The 15,828-nt window shown below is 64.1% G+C and carries 13 protein-coding genes; 3 read left to right on the top strand and 10 right to left on the bottom strand.

Going from position 1 to position 15,828, the window contains the following annotated elements; genetic code table 11:
- Positions 1–872: chromate efflux transporter (gene chrA / locus H5T60_03535; GenBank protein MBC7241503.1), on the top strand; the 872-nt coding region annotated here is incomplete at its 5' end.
- 6 nt (positions 873–878) lie between these two features.
- On the opposite strand, the gene H5T60_03530 is transcribed toward chrA, so the two are convergent.
- Genes H5T60_03530 through hutH form a run of 7 tightly spaced genes read right to left on the bottom strand, consistent with a single transcriptional unit; the run spans position 879 to position 11,007 of the window.
- The gene (locus H5T60_03530; GenBank protein MBC7241502.1) at positions 879–2,579 is read right to left on the bottom strand and encodes an ATP-binding protein; all 1,701 of its coding nucleotides are present in this window, start codon (positions 2,577–2,579) and stop codon (positions 879–881) included.
- A gap of 18 nt (positions 2,580–2,597) precedes the next feature.
- The gene (locus H5T60_03525; protein ID MBC7241501.1) at positions 2,598–3,173 is read right to left on the bottom strand and encodes a hypothetical protein; all 576 of its coding nucleotides are present in this window, start codon (positions 3,171–3,173) and stop codon (positions 2,598–2,600) included.
- Between the two features lie 45 nt (positions 3,174–3,218).
- Positions 3,219–4,415, bottom strand: coding sequence for a DNA double-strand break repair nuclease NurA (locus H5T60_03520; protein ID MBC7241500.1), 1,197 nt, complete (start codon positions 4,413–4,415; stop codon positions 3,219–3,221).
- A 37-nt stretch (positions 4,416–4,452) separates the two neighbouring features.
- A complete protein-coding gene (locus H5T60_03515) occupies positions 4,453–7,134 on the bottom strand; it encodes an AAA family ATPase (GenBank protein ID MBC7241499.1) in 2,682 nt (893 codons plus the stop codon).
- Positions 7,115–8,410 carry an exonuclease SbcCD subunit D gene (locus tag H5T60_03510; protein MBC7241498.1) on the bottom strand — a complete coding sequence of 432 codons (1,296 nt, stop codon included), beginning with the start codon at positions 8,408–8,410 and terminating at the stop codon, positions 7,115–7,117. Before H5T60_03510 ends, H5T60_03515 begins: the two co-directional genes overlap by 20 nt.
- A gap of 26 nt (positions 8,411–8,436) precedes the next feature.
- On the bottom strand, positions 8,437–9,402 hold the full coding sequence (locus H5T60_03505) for an asparaginase (protein ID MBC7241497.1): 966 nt from the start codon (positions 9,400–9,402) through the stop codon (positions 8,437–8,439).
- A 42-nt stretch (positions 9,403–9,444) separates the two neighbouring features.
- Positions 9,445–11,007, bottom strand: a complete 1,563-nt coding sequence (hutH, locus tag H5T60_03500; protein MBC7241496.1) for a histidine ammonia-lyase — start codon at positions 11,005–11,007, stop codon at positions 9,445–9,447.
- A gap of 284 nt (positions 11,008–11,291) precedes the next feature.
- On the opposite strand from hutH, the gene raiA reads away from it, so the two are divergent.
- Together raiA and H5T60_03490 are read left to right on the top strand one after the other, a co-directional pair.
- Positions 11,292–11,849 (top strand): ribosome-associated translation inhibitor RaiA, encoded by a 558-nt coding sequence (raiA, locus tag H5T60_03495; protein MBC7241495.1) that lies wholly within the window; start codon positions 11,292–11,294, stop codon positions 11,847–11,849.
- A gap of 94 nt (positions 11,850–11,943) precedes the next feature.
- Complete coding sequence (locus H5T60_03490; GenBank protein MBC7241494.1) at positions 11,944–13,086, top strand: hypothetical protein; 1,143 nt, start codon at positions 11,944–11,946, stop codon at positions 13,084–13,086.
- Here H5T60_03490 and H5T60_03485 read toward each other — a convergent pair.
- The 3 genes from H5T60_03485 to H5T60_03475 all read right to left on the bottom strand — a co-directional run.
- Complete coding sequence (locus tag H5T60_03485) at positions 13,083–13,838, bottom strand: glycosyltransferase family 2 protein (protein ID MBC7241493.1); 756 nt, start codon at positions 13,836–13,838, stop codon at positions 13,083–13,085. The two genes, H5T60_03490 and H5T60_03485, sit on opposite strands and share 4 nt — an antisense overlap.
- The gene (locus H5T60_03480; protein MBC7241492.1) at positions 13,835–14,842 is read right to left on the bottom strand and encodes a glycosyltransferase family 2 protein; all 1,008 of its coding nucleotides are present in this window, start codon (positions 14,840–14,842) and stop codon (positions 13,835–13,837) included. The genes H5T60_03485 and H5T60_03480 overlap by 4 nt, the downstream gene beginning before the upstream one ends.
- A gap of 1 nt (position 14,843) precedes the next feature.
- A partial coding sequence (locus H5T60_03475) for a hypothetical protein (protein ID MBC7241491.1) occupies positions 14,844–15,828 on the bottom strand: 985 nt, incomplete at its 5' end.

Raw genomic sequence — 15,828 nt, 5'->3', positions numbered from 1 at the left:
CCAGCCTCGCGCTCGGCTGGCTCTATGTGCGCTTCGGGAACCTGCCCCAGGCGGATGCCCTCTTTTACGGCATCAACCCGGCCGTCGTGGGCATTATCCTGGTCGCCACCTATCGCTTGGGCAGGGCGGCCCTGCGCGACTGGCCGGCGCTGGCCCTCTTCCTCCTCTGCTTCATCTCCAGCTTGCTGGGCGTCAATGAGGTTCTGCTCCTGCTGGCCGCGGGGCTGGCCGGCACGCTGATCTACGCCCGCATCAACCTACAGGGGAGGCTCGGTGTCCTGCTCATGACCAGCGGCTCATGGGCCGGCATCTCTGCCGCCCTGCCGGCCTGGCTGGATCATCGGTTAGTGAAGCTGGGGTTGTTCTTCCTGAAGGTAGGCTCCCTGTTGTTCGGGAGCGGCATGGTGCTGTTTGCCTTCATCCAGCGGGATGTGGTGGAACGCTTCGGCTGGCTGACGCAGAGACAGCTCGTGGATGCCATTGCGGTCGGACAAATGACGCCCGGCCCGGTGCTGTCCTCGGCCACTTTCATCGGCTATGTGGTCGCCGGCCTGCCCGGGGCCCTGGTAGCCACGCTGGGCGTCTTCCTCCCCTCATTCATCATCGTGGCGCTGATAGGCCCCTGGATCCCCCGCCTGCGGCGTTCTGCCATCGCGCTGGCATTCTTGCGAGGGGTGAACGCCGCCGTGGTAGCGCTCATCCTGTCGGTGGCCATCGCCCTCCTGCGCTCTGCGGTCGTGGACATTCCCACTGCGCTCATCGCCGCCGGCGCGACCCTCATCCTCTGGCGCTTCCAGCCCGAAACTTTTTGGCTGGTGCTGGCCGGCGCGCTGATCGGCCTGGCCCGTTATGTCATCCTGCGGGCAGTTTGAGCGCGCTCACTCATCGTCGTCAAGCATTACGGAACCCAGGGGCTTGGGCGGCTGTGTCAGATCCACCGGCAGGGCGTGGTCTCTCTCGCGGCGCTTGCGGGTCCCTTCCGATGAATACTGTACCCATATGGAGGGCGCGTCTTTGCTCTCCGCCCCATGCGAGGTGTGCCGCCGGCGCACCCGACAGATGACCGGCGTATTCACCGCGGAGCCGGCGATAATAACTTGCCCCTTGCTGAGCGCCGGCAGTTCCAGCAGGAGGTCCCGTCCCACGCTCTCGATGCTCTCTGCCACCCGCGCCTGGTCCACCGGGTTGACGATGCGCAGAATGCACTGGGTCATGCACTGGGACAGCACGTCCGCATCCAGCTTGCCCGGCCGCTGGCTGATAAGGCCAACGGCGACGCCGAATTTGCGTCCCTCGGCCAGGATTTGCCGCAGGATGTGCGTCGTGACGACTTCTCCGGACGCCGGCGCGAAGTGGTGCGCCTCCTCAATCAACGTAAAAGTGGGATAGGGGATATAATCTTCCGACCTTTCATCCGCCTGACCGCGCTCCGCATTCACACGCGCCTGCAGAAGCCGGCGTAGAATGGTCGCGACGATGACCTGTTGCTCGCGCGCGTCAATCTCATTGAGTTGAAGCACGGTACAGCGGCCGGGGGAATACAGTTCCTGAAGCGGTAACTGCTGATAGTCATTGAAGGACGTGGAGTGCCGGAGCACGGCATCCAGCCGCCACAGCACCGCTTCCACGGAATCAGCGTATTTGGTGGGCTTTTCCTCAGCGATCTCATCCATCTCATCCGCCGGCTTGTAGCCCTGCTCCCGCACCGCCAGCATCAGGTCGTCAAAACCGTACTTGTCGCCCCGCGCCCGCCGCAGGGCGCTCAGCGCGTTGCGCAGGATGTATTCCTGGCGTTCGGTGAGGTTGGGCAGGAGCGCGCGGTAATCCCCTACGTTGAGGGAACTAATGCGCACCTTCACCTGCTGGGGACGCAGTATCTTGACCTCGGGACGGTAGCCGTCCTCGCCCTGGAACTCCGGCCGATTAGTCATCTCCTGCAGGGTGTCATATTCCCCGTGTGGGTCAATGACCAGCACACAGCCGCGGTTGTACGGCTTCAGCAGTTCCTCGATCAGGACGCCGGCCAGGTAGCTTTTGCCGGCGCCGGTGCTGGCGATGATGGCCAAATGGGTGCTGGTGAAGGCGCCGGCGTCAATCACGATGGGCACGGCATCCGGCTCGCGGCTCAGCAGTGATCCGATCCAGGCACTGCCGGGCTTCCCGCGCTCACGCGTGCTGAGGATGTGGGACAGCATCTCGTCATCGCAGAGAAAGATGGGCCGGCCGGCGCGCGGCGGCAGGCGGGGGTTGATAAAATCCTTCAGGACAGGGTCATAATAGCCGATGATGCGCACCGTAATCTCGAACAGCTCATGCTGTCCCTGCCCGTGCCCCAACATCTGCGCGATGTGTGCCGGCGGGACCGCCGGGTTGGCCATGAAGACGTCCGGATAGGTGCGCAGAGGCCGGCGGTCGGTGATGCGCCCCACCACCTGCCGCGCCTGGCCGTCCACCACCGCCTCATAATAGACAAATTCCCCGTGCCGCACCCGTTCCTCGACATCAGGAGTGACAAAGGTGTATTCGTGCGGGCTCTCACCCGGTCCTTTGGTCGTGCCAACCGGTTCGTGCATGGACATGCTTCCTCCCTCGATGGCTCAACTCATGGGCTGGACATAGGTTTGCCAGGCCAGGCCTTCCCGCAGTACGGTGATTTGCTCCTTGTGCTCGGGGAACAGTTCAATGACCTGGTCCAGTATGTTGAGAAGCAGATGGGGGATCAGCGGATGCGCCTGGGAACGCAGATGAGGGATATACGCCAGGCGCGGGCCGGCCTCCCCCTCATGGAATCTGCGAAGCTCCTCGCGCGTCAGCGGCATCACCAGGGCATCCACCGGCGCGGAGAAGGGGGGAATGCCCTGAAACGCCGGCCCTTCCGCCGGCGGCATGCTCCCCACCACCAGAATGCCCACCAGCGTCGCCTTCTCGCTCAGGTAATCGGGTGAGAAGATCTCCAGCTCCGGCGCGGACGACAGGCGCGGCCCCAGCGTCCCGAACTCCGGGTTCATCAGGATGGTGTTGTAAATCACCCCGATGAGATCGGGCTGGCCGGCCTGCACCGAAAGCACGCGCACAAAACGACCGAAGGCGTAATCCGCCGGCGTCGGCACTTCCGCCCGCTCCCCCGGGTTGTACACCTGACAGACATACTCCACATGCGAATTGGATTTCACAATCTTGCCAATCACCACCATTGTTATCCCTTCCTCTCCGCCCTTTCAGACGCGGCGCTGTTGCTTGCTCAGCAGTTTGCGCGAGACCCGCAGGGGCAGGTCATGGCGCTGGGCAAACTGGCGAAACAGCTCGTAAAACCGCTCGCGGTCCTCCATGGTCAGCACCGCCACCGCGTCGGCCGTCTCCAGCGGATACGGATACCCGTTGCCGACGACGGTCTCGGCGCGCACGATGTCCAGCACCTCATCCAGCCGGCCGGCCTCCAACAGCCACAGCGGGAACTCGATGCGCGCCGGCGGATGGTCCGCGGTCGTCTTCAGGTAAGTGAAGCAGATGCGCCGGCGAAAATCTCGCCCGCTGGATTCATCCACATAACTGCTGAGCACGACATCATCTCGGGCGCAGATATAGGCCGGCGTGCGGTCGCCCCAGCGCATCAACGGGGCGTACAGGATAGGGTCAGAGAGATGGCCGGCGCAGGCACCGCCGGCGGCCCTCAACATCTCCACCATATCGCGGGCGTAGCTGGTGTCAATATAGCCGATGAGCGGCACACCGGTGTCCTCGGAAGCCATGACCATGCGCATGGTGTGAGAGGCATACGCGTTCTGCACCTCCAGCGAGAGCCGGCCGGCGAACGAGGCGATGAGCGAGCCGTCGAAGAAGACCACCGGCGGAGGGTCCTCGCCGGCGTGCGCCTGCATATAGGCGATGACGCGCTCCACCTCACGCACATAACGGCGCAGGCTGATGCGCTCATCCCAGCCCTGCTCCAGGTCGGCGCCGGCGCCGGCCCCCAATTCCGCCGGCGGTAGTACCTCCACCATGACATCCTTCTCATAGGCCCCGCCGGGCTGATGCCGGTTCTCGTACCAGCCGATTTGGATAAGGGCCACCGGGATGGACATGGTACGCTGGGGTGGAATATGGGAGCCGTCCACCGCGAAGGTGGTGCGCCCCATCAACACCTGCATAGCCCACTGCCTGGCCTGCTCGTGGTTCTTCCACTGCGCCCGGAAGGGAATCACCGCACCGCCGGCCGCGTCATGTTCCGCCGTCGGCAGGGCGCCGGGCGCCGGCATGCCGGCGAGCGTATCGGCCAGCCGGCGAGCGGGCCAGCCGGCAATCTCGAGGAGAAACTGCCGGCACTGGTCCAGATCACGATGCTGGGCCAACTGATAGCCGCGAAAACTGCCTGCCTGCTGTTCCAGCGCCTGAATCACCCGTTCGCGCACCAGCATTGCCCAACCCTCTCTTGGGCGGCCGTATCAGGCCACCCTATTCAATGTAGACGCGGCTGACGCCGTTCTCCTTCACCACCCGGATGCGGTTCTCGGTAACGCGCTCGAACGTATCGTCATGACTGATGACAAAGAGCTGGGAAAAGCCCCGCAGGTTGAGGATATGGTCCGCCAGGCTCTCGCGCCGGCCCTCGTCCAGGTTCGCCGTCGGCTCATCAAAGAAAGCGATATCCAACTCCGAAAGCTCCTTCAGCAGTGCCAGGCGCACGGCCAGCGCGGCGCTCATTTGCTCCCCGCCGGAAAGCTGTTGGAAGGTGCGGACATGACCGGCCTTCTCCACCAGAATCTCGTAATCCTCGTTCCACTCCAGATGCATGGTGTAGTCGTTCATTAGCTGGGAGAAGATAGCGGCGGCCTCGCGGGAGATGGACTGCACCAGCAGGCGGGTGATGTGTGGGCCGGCGTCCCGGATGACTGCTCGGGCGGTCTTCACCACCTCCAGGAGGGCCGTCTCCTGCTTCATCTCCTGGCGCACCGCTTGGAGCCGCGCCTGCTGTTGCCGGAGGGATGCCAGTTCCTCCTGCACCACGCGCCGGCGCTCTTCCTTCAGCCGCAAGCGCTCCTCCAGGGAGGACAGGCCGGCACGGCAGGCGTCCAGCTCTTGCTGAACCTGGGCATGGGCGCCGGCATCATACTGCCGGCGGGCATCGGCAAGCTGGCCCTCCAGCTCGGAGAACTGGGCATTCAGCTCTTGCCGTGCGCTCCGCAATTTCTCCATCTGCACCTGGATCTCCGCCAGCCTGGCGGCAATGGCCTCACTGCGGAGATACTCGTTATACGCGTCCGCACTGCTTTCCTTTCGCCGGCGCTCTTCTGCAATGCGCTCGTCCAGGCCGGTATAAGCGGCCAGGGCAGTCTGAAGCTCCTCCCGCCGCCGGCGCTTCTCCTCCGCCTGCGCTCCCAGCTCCTGCCATTCCGCCTCCACTTTTGGACGCTCCGCGGCCAGCGCCTCCAGCCGGCGGTGCTCCGCCGGCAGATGCTCCAGCTCCCGCACCTGCGCCTCCAGCGTCCGCAGTCGCTCCGGCGCGCCGGCCAGCGATGCGACCTCGCGTTCCAGTGCCTCGCGCCGGCCCGTAAGCTCTGCGATCTGCTCCTCCACCGAACGCAGATTGCTTTTCAGCGGGTCCCGCCGCTCCAGGCGCTTCGCCGCATCCCGCGCCGCAGATAACCGCTCCTGAAGCTCCGCCTGCGCCGCCGTCAGCTCCTGGAGCGCCGCCTCCAGCTCCGCGATCTGTCCGTCGAAATAGTCGGCCAGGCTCATGCCCTCCTGCATATTGCGGCAGGGTTCCTGCAGATAGGGGCATAATCCGCCGGCCACCGCCTGCCGCGATCGGCGCGCCTGGTCCAGTTGGGTCACCAGCCGGCCGTGCTCCTGCTGGGCCTCGGCGAACTGCTGTTCCAGCAGAGGAAGTTCCTCGACCAGCGGGATGCACTGCTGAAGCTGGGCAAGCTCCTCGACAAGCGTTTCCCGCTGCGATGCCAGCCGGGACAGGTCAGCGGAGACCTGCTCCAGCGACTGCCGGCGCTGTTCCAGCAGAGCGGCGCGCTGACGTTCCGTCTGAAGCTCCTGCTCGAGCCGGCGATACTGTTCCACCGCCGGCCCGAGTTCGGCCAGCCGCGCCACAGCCTCATCTATGCGAGTCAACTGCTCCTGGAGCGACTGCAGGCGGGCCTCCACGCCAGCCAGCACCGCCTCGACCTGGCTCAGCTCCTGTCGGATGCCGTCGCGGCGGGAGCGTTCCCCTTCCAGCCGGCGCAGGGCCTCCTCCGCCTCCTGATAGGCCTGATACGCCGGCGCCAGCCGGCGGCAGGTCTCCGCCGCCTTCTGCGCCTCCTCCAGACGCCGCTCGACATCGGTAAGCTGAACGTCCAGGCCCTGTAACTGCTGGGTGAGCAGGGCGATGGAACGCTCCAGCGACTCTATCAGGTTTTTCTGGCGCTGAAATATTTCTGATTTTTCCTCCAGGCCGGCCAGTTCATGGGCAAGCTCATCGCGCCGGCGGCGTATATCTTCCAGCTCCCCATCCAGTTCGCCGGCCTCCTGCTCAAGCTGTGGCAGTCGGGCAAGCTGGCCCTCCAGGCCGGCTGATTCTTTCTCCAGCTCGCTGACATGATCCCTCAGCGCGCTTTCCACCTCGCGCAGACCCTCATAGGCACGCTGATACTCCTCCACCCTCAGCAGACGGTCGAACTTGTCCCGCCGCGCCGAGGCATCCTCCAGGAACGCGGCAGTCAGCAGGCCCTGGGGGACGCCGATGGCGTTGCTGAAAAGGTGCGCCAGGTTGGTATCCGGGGGAACGCCGAACTGCAGGCACAGCCACTCCTGCACGCCGGCCTTGCCCTCGCGCAGACGGACCTTTAGCTCCGGATCATAGACATAATATTCCGAGGACTTGCCGCAGGTGCGCACTACCTCGTACTCTCGCCCGTCGGATGCGACGAACGCTACCGTGATGACCCCTTTGGCGGCCCCTTCGCGAACCAGTTGTGCCTGCCGGCGGAAGGGGCTGAAGTCGAACAGGGCAAAGCCGATGGCTTCCAGGATGGTGGATTTGCCGGCGCCGTTCTCGCCGCAGATGGCAGTGACGCCCTGCTCCAGCTCAATGCTCGCGTGTTGGTAGCTCTTGATGTTTTCCAGCTCAACCCGCGTGATGTACATCTTCCGCCATCCCCTCACCCAGCAGTGAAGAGGCGCTAAGCCGCAGTTGCCGGATGATCTCGTCAGCGCTCTGACGTTCCAGAACGCGCTCCTTCAGCTCCCGAAATATCCCTGCCCACTGCTCGGCACTGCTCTGGAACCGTCCATCGCGCTGTAATAACTCCCGCATGACCTGCTGTTCCATCTCCGCGCGGGAGAGATGCTCGGCCGGCGCGTTGACCACATACTCCGCCGGCGCCGCCCGCAGATGAATCTGGCTGACCAGCGGTTGGTAGCGCTGGCGGATCAGCTCTGCCACCGTATCCATCTGCAGGGCAGAAGAGGGGAAATGCAGGAGGCCGTCCAGGGAGAATTCCACCACTGGCGGCATGGGAAACTGTTCTGCATCGGCCTGGAGCTGGCGCCGCAGGGCGTCGTACAGCTCCTCCGGCGTCTGAAAAGGCGTGACATCCTGCCGGCGCCGGATGAAGGGCCGGCGGGCGTAGCGGCGGTGCTCGGCGCGGATAGTATGCGGCCGGCCAATCTCCACTTCCACGAAGAAAACCCCGCCCGGGTGCTGGGATTCATCAAAATTGTTGGGCTCCAATGAGCCAGGGTTGAACAGCCAGTCATCCTGCTGGGCCGGCTTATGGACATGCCCCAGGGCCAGATAGTCAATGTGCGGGCGCAGGGGCGCGAGCTGGTAATGGGTCAGGCTGACGCGCGTGCCGGCGCCCCGCACCAGCATGCCCTCCACCTCCGCATGGGACAGGAGAATGGTGAAGGGCGGCCGGCGTTCCGCATGAAGTTCCTCCAGCCGCGCGGCCAGATCGGCGAACACCCGGGGGGCGGCCGCACCGTGATAGCCGGTGCCGTAGATGCGCACATTCCCCAGGTCTACATACCCCCCGACGCCGTCCTGATACGGTTGGAGGACCAGCTTTTCATCCTGATAATACGGGCGCAGAAGGATCAGCAGGCCCTGGGCGGACAGGAAATCAAGCCAGGAATGGTCCTGGCGGTAGTGCGGCTGTTCATGATTGCCCATGATCCCCACCACGGGGATGCCGGCTTCTTTCAGGCGCTGTAGCTCCCTCTGCGCCAGGATAAGCGTCAAAGGGGAAATGACACGCTGATGAAAGAGATCGCCGGCGATCAGGACAAAATCCACCCGTTCCTTCAGGATATCGCTCACCGCCCGGCGAAAGGTCTGAAAGAAATCGCGGTACCGGTCGGGGCTGTGATACTGTTCATATCCCAGATGCAGGTCGGCCAGATGGGCAAAACGCACTCGCATTCCCCTCCCCCTATCCACAACAGCCGTCAGACCATCTCCCACCAGCGCCGGATGGTCTCCGCATCGCCGGCCTGGCCCAGGATGGCCATCAGCTTGATGCGGCACTTGGCGCTGTCCATACCGTCGGAGAAGAGACAGCCGGCGGCGGCCAGATCGCGATACGCGCCGACGTAGCCGTACTTATCGTACAGCGGGCCGCGGCTTCGGCTGGAGATGACGACCGTCATGCCCTGGGACACTGCCTGACGAATAGGTTCCAGCCACGCCGGCGGCACATGGCCGGCGCCGGTGCCCTCGATGACCACGCCGCGCGTCCCCTTCGCCGTCAGATACTGCAGGATGGCCGGCGAGCTGTCCAGGCCGGCCGGCAGGATCGGCACGTCCGCGGCCAAATCACCTGCCGGCAGGACCGGACGGTGCGGCGGGCGAGCATGGAGCATGACCTGCTTCCCCACCAGCCGGCCAACAGGGCCATGGTACGGCGAGGCAAAGGCATTCAACGCCGAGGTATGGGACTTGGTGGCCCAGCGCGCCAGATGAATCTCGTCGTTCATGACGATCAGCGTGCCCAAGCCGGCCGCCTCATCCGAGGCGGCCAACCGCACTGCCGCCGTCAGGTTCGCCAGGCCGTCATAGCCGGCCTCCGAGGCATTACGCATGGCGCCCGTGAGCACGACCGGTGCCTTGGGATTCACCGTGATGTCCAGGTAAAAGGCGGTCTCCTCCATGGTGTCGGTGCCGTGGGTGATGACCACGCCGGCAATTCCCTGGCGAAAGACCAGGTCCACCACACGGGAGTGCAGGGTCCGCAAATGGTGTACTGTCAGGTGCGGACTGGGAAGATTACAGATGTCCTCGACAGCGAAATGTGCGATATCGGTGGGCAGGGCCTGGATCAATTCCTGGGCGCCGAGCGCCGGCACGACGCCGGCGTCCCCTTGCTGTTTCATAGCAATAGTGCCGCCCGTGGTCAAGACAGCGATGGTCTTCATCGACGCCGCTTTATGCCCCCTTGCATACCTTGCGGAAGGTGTTTATTCGTCACCCAGAGCGCGGTTCACCTCACGTACCAGTGTCCCATCCACAACCAGTTGATGCACCGCCTGGATATGGGGATACATGACATCATCGTTCTCCAGGAAGGGCACGCGCTGGCGAATCAGGTCATACGCCACCGCCGTGCCGCGCCCCAGTTTGGCGGAAGGCCCCAGACACCCGCGCCGGAAATCAATGCCCTGCGCGGCGGCCAGCAGTTCCATGGCCAGGATATATTCGACGTTGTCCAGGATCTGCATGGCCTTGCGCGCCGCGGCCGGCCCCATGCTGACATGGTCCTCCGTGTTGGCAGAGGTGGGGATGGTGTCCACGCTGGCCGGATGCGCCAGCACCTTATTTTCCGAGGTCAGGGCCGCGGCGGTGTACTGCACCAGCATGAAGCCGGAGTTCAGCCCACCGTGCTTAATGAGGAACGCCGGCAGGACATTGGCGTTGCTGGCCTCGTCCGTCAGGCGGGTGAGCCGGCGCTCCGACATATTGCCCAGCTCCGCCAGCGCCACACACAGGTAATCCATGGCAATGGCCACCGGCTCGCCGTGGAAATTGCCGCCGGAGATCCAGCGCGGCGTGCCATCTTCCTCGAAGAAAAGCAGAGGGTTATCGGTCACGCTGTTCAGCTCGATGTTCAGCACCCAGCGGGCGTACAGAATGGCGTCGCGCGCCGCGCCGTGCACCTGCGGGATACAGCGCAGGGTGTAGGCATCCTGGACGTTGAGCGGGTCGTAGGAACGGGTAAAGGTACTGCCCTCGATGAGCCGGCGGAAATAGGCCGCGGCCTCTACCTGGCGGGGATGCGGGCGGACGGCGTGAATGCGCTCGTCGAAGGCATCCGGAGTGCCGTGCAGGGCCTCGAGCGAAAGGGCGCCGGCGATGTCCGCCACCTTTGCCACATTCTCCGCGCGCAGGGTCGCCAGCACACCGTGCGCACACATGAAGGCCGTGCCGTTGGTGAGCGCCAGACCTTCCTTGGCGCCCAATTCCACTGGCTGGAGGCCGGCGCGTGCCAGGGCCTCGGCGCCGGGCAGGCGTTCGCCGGCGTATTCCGCCTCCCCCAACCCGATCAGCACCAGCGCCATGTGTGCCAACGGTGCCAGGTCGCCGCTGGCGCCGAGAGAGCCTTTCTCGGGAACGATGGGATGCACACCGCGCTCCAGCATGCGCAGGAGAAGCTCCAGTGTCTGGAGCTGGATGCCCGAATGCCCCTTGGCAAGGGTATTGGCACGGATGAGCATCATGGCACGGGTGAGCGGAATACTAATGGGCTTACCCACCCCCACCGCATGGCTCATAATGATGTTGCGCTGAAGCTGACGCGTTTGGGCCGGCGAGATGATGCGGTCCTTGAACGCACCGAAACCGGTCGTGATGCCGTAGACCACCTCCCCACGGGCGATGGCCTCATCTACCGCCTGTCGGGCTCGTTCCACCTTTTGGATGGCTTCTTCGGTAAGGAGAATCGCGAGAGAATTCGGGGCGGCATACGCCACTTTGGAGACGTCTTCCAGCGTCAGGTGATCGCCGTCCAGATACAGCGTTTCCATACTTCCTCCTGTCCGTAGGGATCACATCGCGCAGATGAGTATACCGGATGGGGCATTTTCTGTCCAACGCGCCGCGCCGGCAGGCCGGCGGTCTTCCCCCTTTCCGCCCTGATCCTATCCGCCTCTTCACCGCACCCCCTACCCCGCCATCTCCCTCACCCGCAATCCGAAATCCTCCATCCTCAGGCGGTTGACATTCCCACAAAATGCGCTACAATTCAATTACTCCCCGCATAGGGGAGCCTCAGCGCTACCATTTACATTCTCCAGAAAGGAGATCACCTATGGAACTGTATATCCATACCCGCAACCTGGAGCTGACGGATTGGCTGGAATCGTACGTGCAGAAGAAGCTGGGCAAGTTGGACCGCTATCTCCCCTCGATTGAAGAAACCCGTGTCGAGCTGACCGCGGAACCGACGAAGAATTCCAACCACAGCCAGGTCTGTGAAGTCACCGTCCGCACCAAGGGCTCCATCCTGCGGGCGGAGGAACGCGCCGGCGACATGCGGGATGCCATTGACCGCGTGGTCGAGAAGATGTACAAGCAGATCGCCCGCTACAAGGGCAAGCGCGAGCGCAACAAGGGACGCGCGCCGGCGGAACCCATGGGTGAGGCCCTGCCCATCGCCGTCGAGGAAATCGAGGAGACGGAAGCCCCGCAGATCGTCCGCCGCAAGCGCTTCCCCGTTGTGCCCATGGACGAACAGGAAGCCATCGAACAGATGGAACTGCTCGGGCATGACTTCTTCCTGTTCTACAACGTCGACACCTCGCAAATCAACGTGGTCTACCGCCGCAAGGACGGCAACTACGGCCTGCTCGAGCCTGAGGTTATGTAAAGTCCATCTGGCGAACCATCAGGGGCGATCGCTCATGCGTTTCGCCCCTGTTTTTCTGTAAAACGCCTTTCGGGACATCGGGACGAGGAAATCCATGGGACCGGAGCACTCTGTCACAACTGACACCGCCGGCAAACTGGACCTCCTTATCATGCTGGGAGACGCCGGCCTCGCCTTCCCCGAACAACTGCTGGGCGCAGTGCGCGAGGCGGTAGCGATGGACCTGATCACACTGGGGCTGTCGCTCGCCGGCGTCGAACGGGTTATCGTCAGCACCAACCGCGCCTCTTTCATGGAGCGGTTATCTTCCCTGCCCGTGCTGGTCATCCCCGATGAGCCGGGTGAGGATTTTCACTTCGGCCGGCACCTTCGGCATGTACTGCAGGCCGCCGGTATCACCAGGAACCAGCGCGTGCTCTACATGGGCGGAGGGGCCGCGCCGCTCATCACCCAGTCCCAGTTCCAAACGCTGGTGGACACCCTGCGAGACAACCCGCAAGCTCTGGTCACCAACAACCTGTACTCCTCGGACCTGGTGGGCTTCACCGCCGGCTGGCTGGAGGAGGTGGAACCGCCGGCGCGCGACAACGACCTGGCGTGGAAACTGGCGGAAATGGGCAAGCACGAGGTGCTACAGCCGCCGCGCAGTGCCGGCACCTCTTTCGATATCGACACCATCACCGATGTGCTCATCCTGAAGCTGTGCCGCGAGCGTCTGCATCCGCACACCCGCGCCGTCATGGACGGAGCACCGGTGGACGCCTCTCATATTACCCGGGTGCTAGGGGTGTTGAAGGACCCGCACAAGACATTACTCCTGGTGGGAAGGATCTCGGCGGATGTGTGGCACACCCTGCGCCGGCGCGCCGCCTGTCAGGTGCACGTCATTTCCGAAGAGCGCGGCATGCGCGCCAGCGGCCGGCTTTCGCGGGGGGAAGTGCGCTCCCTCGTGGGATATTACGCCGATACGCAGGGCTTCGCCGGCCTTTTCTCCTACCTGGCGCAGATAGCGGACGCGGTCATCCTCGACAGCCGGGTGCTCTTCGCCCATCTGGGCCACTGGCCCTCGGACGCCGACCGCTGTTACGCGGACCTGGGACAGCCGGAGCATATCGAGGATAATGTCATCCGGGAGTTGATCGCCGCGGCGCTTGCGGCGCCTATCCCTATAGCCATGGGGGGACATTCCCTGCTCTCCGGCGGCCTGCTGGCCCTGCTGGAAAGCATGGGGCTTTAGCCGGCGCGCAGGATGCGCCGCACCTCCAACGTCGTGCGGAAAGCGGTATAGGCCATCAGCAGGCTGAGCACCAACCCGTGCCAGCCGTCACGATATCCCTGCCAGGTGACATAACGCCGGCGGAATTCCCGCAGGGGCTGGAGAAAATAGGTCCACGGATGCGGCCGCACGCCCCGCTCCACCTGCATCCGGGCGTCCAGCCGGGCATACTTCAACTGCTTCTCGATGAACTCCCCCCAGCTATCATAATTGTAATGGATGAGCGGATTCTGCAGATAGCCGGCTTCACCCTCCAGCAGGACCACCTCATGCACCACCCGCCCTGGGTCATAGCGTCCCCGGTCCACCCGAAAAAGGCGAAGCTGATAGTCCGGGTACCAGCCGGCATGCTGGACCCATTTGCCGACGATGAAATTGCGCCGAGGGACCCACCAGCCGGCCTCCTCGCGTGTCAGGACACTGCGTATTTCCGCCGCCAGCTCCGGCGGCACCCGCTCATCCGCATCGAGGAAAAAGACCCAGGGCGTTTGCACATGCGCCAGCGCCGCGTTGCGCTGTTGGGCGAAGTTTTCGAAGGGGTGTTGGACTATCACAGCGCCGTGCCGGCGCGCCTGCTCCACCGTATCGTCGGTGCTAAAGGAATCGAACACCAGCACCGCGTCGGCCCAGGCAAGGCTTTCCAGGCACTCCGCAATATGCCGGCCCTCGTTATATGTCAACACCACGCCCGTAACGCCCGGCTTGCCGCTCATCGGAACCGCTCCGGGGAGAGATAACTCATTCGGCGCACCTCTTCCAGCGCGGACAGGCGGCGGGCACAGCCGGCCTCATCTAACTGGCCAACCTGGCAGGCGCGGCGCGCCTCAGCAGAAAGCCGGCGCAGTCCCAGCCGCACCAGCGGCCGCACAGCGGCATTGAAGAGCGGGCTGTAATGCTTGGCGAACAGCCGGAAGCGGCTCCGCCAGAGCTGGACAAACATCTCATCCCGGAACTGCCGCGTGCTCTGCGCCTCATGATGGATCACGCGCGCCGCCGGCACACACCACCGCTCCCACCCGCACGCCTGCATGCGCAGGCACCAGTCCACCTCTTCGGCATAGATGAAATACCCCTCATCCAGCAAGCCTGTCCTTTGCACAGCCTCGCCGCGGGCCAGCATGGCCGCGCCCAGCGGATGGCCGATGGGGAAGGGCCGGCCGGACTGATACCAGCGCCGCGGATATCGCCCGTTCAGCCTGGATTCCAGCAAGCGGTAGTGCAAAGGGAAAAAGTCAAAGAACACCTGCCAGAGGGTGGGGAAAGCGAAGGCGGAATGCTGGAACTGGCCGTCCGGATAGCGCAGGGCGGGCCCGAGCACGCCGGCGCGGGGCAGGGCTTCGGCCGCGGCCAGCCAGGCTATCAGCGCGCCGGCCTCCAGCGTTGTGTCCGGGTTGAGCAGGAGCACAAAGCGCGGCAGGCCAGCGAAGGATGCGCCTTCCCCGCCAAACCCCAGGGCGCGCAGGGCCTGATTGTTGGCCGCCGCGAACCCCCGATTGACGTCATTGGCGATCAGATGCACGTCCGGGAACTCCGCCCGGACCATATCTGCACTGCCGTCGTGGGAGGCGTTATCCACCACCCAGACAGCAGCGCGCAGGCCCATCTGCCGGCCCAATTCATCCCGCACGGAGCGCAGGCACTCGCGCAGAAGCTCCCGCACGTTGAAGCTGACGATCACTACCGCCAGGTCCAGGCCGGCCAGGGAACCCGCATCCATGCTAAAAGCCGATGGAGATCTGCTGGGGGTCCACATGGTCGTTGAAAGACTCGATGCGGACCTCTTCATGGATCAGGCCGCCCCAGAAATAGATAGGATTGCGCGGCGGCTTGTCCACAATCTGGATACTACCGGTGATGAGTGCGCGTGCGCCCGGCATCAGATAGCGATACTCCTTACCGTCTATCACGCGCACCGTGAGCACACTCTCGTCACCCACGGCCCAGCGGTAGGGGTACGGCCGGCCGGTCGAGTTCGTCTCAAAGTCAATGCCGAACCGCCAGACGCCCGGCTCCTCGTACCATTCCAACGTGTTGAAGTTCTGGTCACTGCGGTACTGCGTCCCGGGCGGCGGCCCAGAAGTGCGGATGGGCACTTTGCCGAAATTTTCCACCGTGGCGGTGAAATACAGCGTCCCACCCAGCGGCACGATGGTTGGGGAGAACGTCACCTCGGCGTCGACGATGTCCGCGCGCGGCACCCCGCCCTCCTTGATGGTGAGGGTGCTCTCCACCACCACCATATTGCCCACCTTATCCTCGGCCTCGGCAATCACCTTATACGTGCCGTCGGGCGGCGGCTGGGCTTGCCGATCCACCCCTCCTTCATAATCGTAGAGATGGATCCCCACCGCGCCGGGTTTGACGTCCCGCTCCTTCTCGGCCACCGGGTACTTCTGAGGCTCAGGGCTTCCCTCCGGCCCCAGCAGATACACCACCACATTGGCCTCTTTGGTCAGGTAATAGGTGATGGCCACGCGGTCGTCAATGCCGTCCTGATTAGGTGTGAACTCGCGCGGGGAGACGGAGAAATTGCGCAGTTCGGGCAGGGTGGTATCGGCATCCACGATTTCCAGCCGGCCGGAGGCCACCTGCGAATGCCCCCGATCATCTACCGCCTCGACATACCAGGTATAGACGCCGTCGGGCAGGACCCGCCGGCGCACGATCTGTTGGGTATATTCGTTCTCGTACCTCGACTCCCCT

The organism is Anaerolineae bacterium, from assembly GCA_014360855.1.
Classification (GTDB): Bacteria; Chloroflexota; Anaerolineae; order JACIWP01; family JACIWP01; genus JACIWP01.
This window is presented reverse-complemented; position numbering and strand designations above follow the sequence as displayed.

Coding starts and splice junctions, on each gene's coding strand:
- H5T60_03485 (MBC7241493.1), bottom strand. CDS start 13,838: ATGAGCGGCAAGCCGGGCGTTACGGGCGTGGTGTTGACATATAACGAG.
- H5T60_03520 (MBC7241500.1), bottom strand. CDS start 4,415: ATGCTGGTGCGCGAACGGGTGATTCAGGCGCTGGAACAGCAGGCAGGC.
- H5T60_03490 (MBC7241494.1), top strand. CDS start 11,944: ATGGGACCGGAGCACTCTGTCACAACTGACACCGCCGGCAAACTGGAC.
- H5T60_03510 (MBC7241498.1), bottom strand. CDS start 8,410: ATGCGAGTGCGTTTTGCCCATCTGGCCGACCTGCATCTGGGATATGAA.
- H5T60_03480 (MBC7241492.1), bottom strand. CDS start 14,842: ATGGATGCGGGTTCCCTGGCCGGCCTGGACCTGGCGGTAGTGATCGTC.
- H5T60_03515 (MBC7241499.1), bottom strand. CDS start 7,134: ATGTACATCACGCGGGTTGAGCTGGAAAACATCAAGAGCTACCAACAC.
- H5T60_03530 (MBC7241502.1), bottom strand. CDS start 2,579: ATGTCCATGCACGAACCGGTTGGCACGACCAAAGGACCGGGTGAGAGC.
- hutH (MBC7241496.1), bottom strand. CDS start 11,007: ATGGAAACGCTGTATCTGGACGGCGATCACCTGACGCTGGAAGACGTC.
- raiA (MBC7241495.1), top strand. CDS start 11,292: ATGGAACTGTATATCCATACCCGCAACCTGGAGCTGACGGATTGGCTG.
- H5T60_03505 (MBC7241497.1), bottom strand. CDS start 9,402: ATGAAGACCATCGCTGTCTTGACCACGGGCGGCACTATTGCTATGAAA.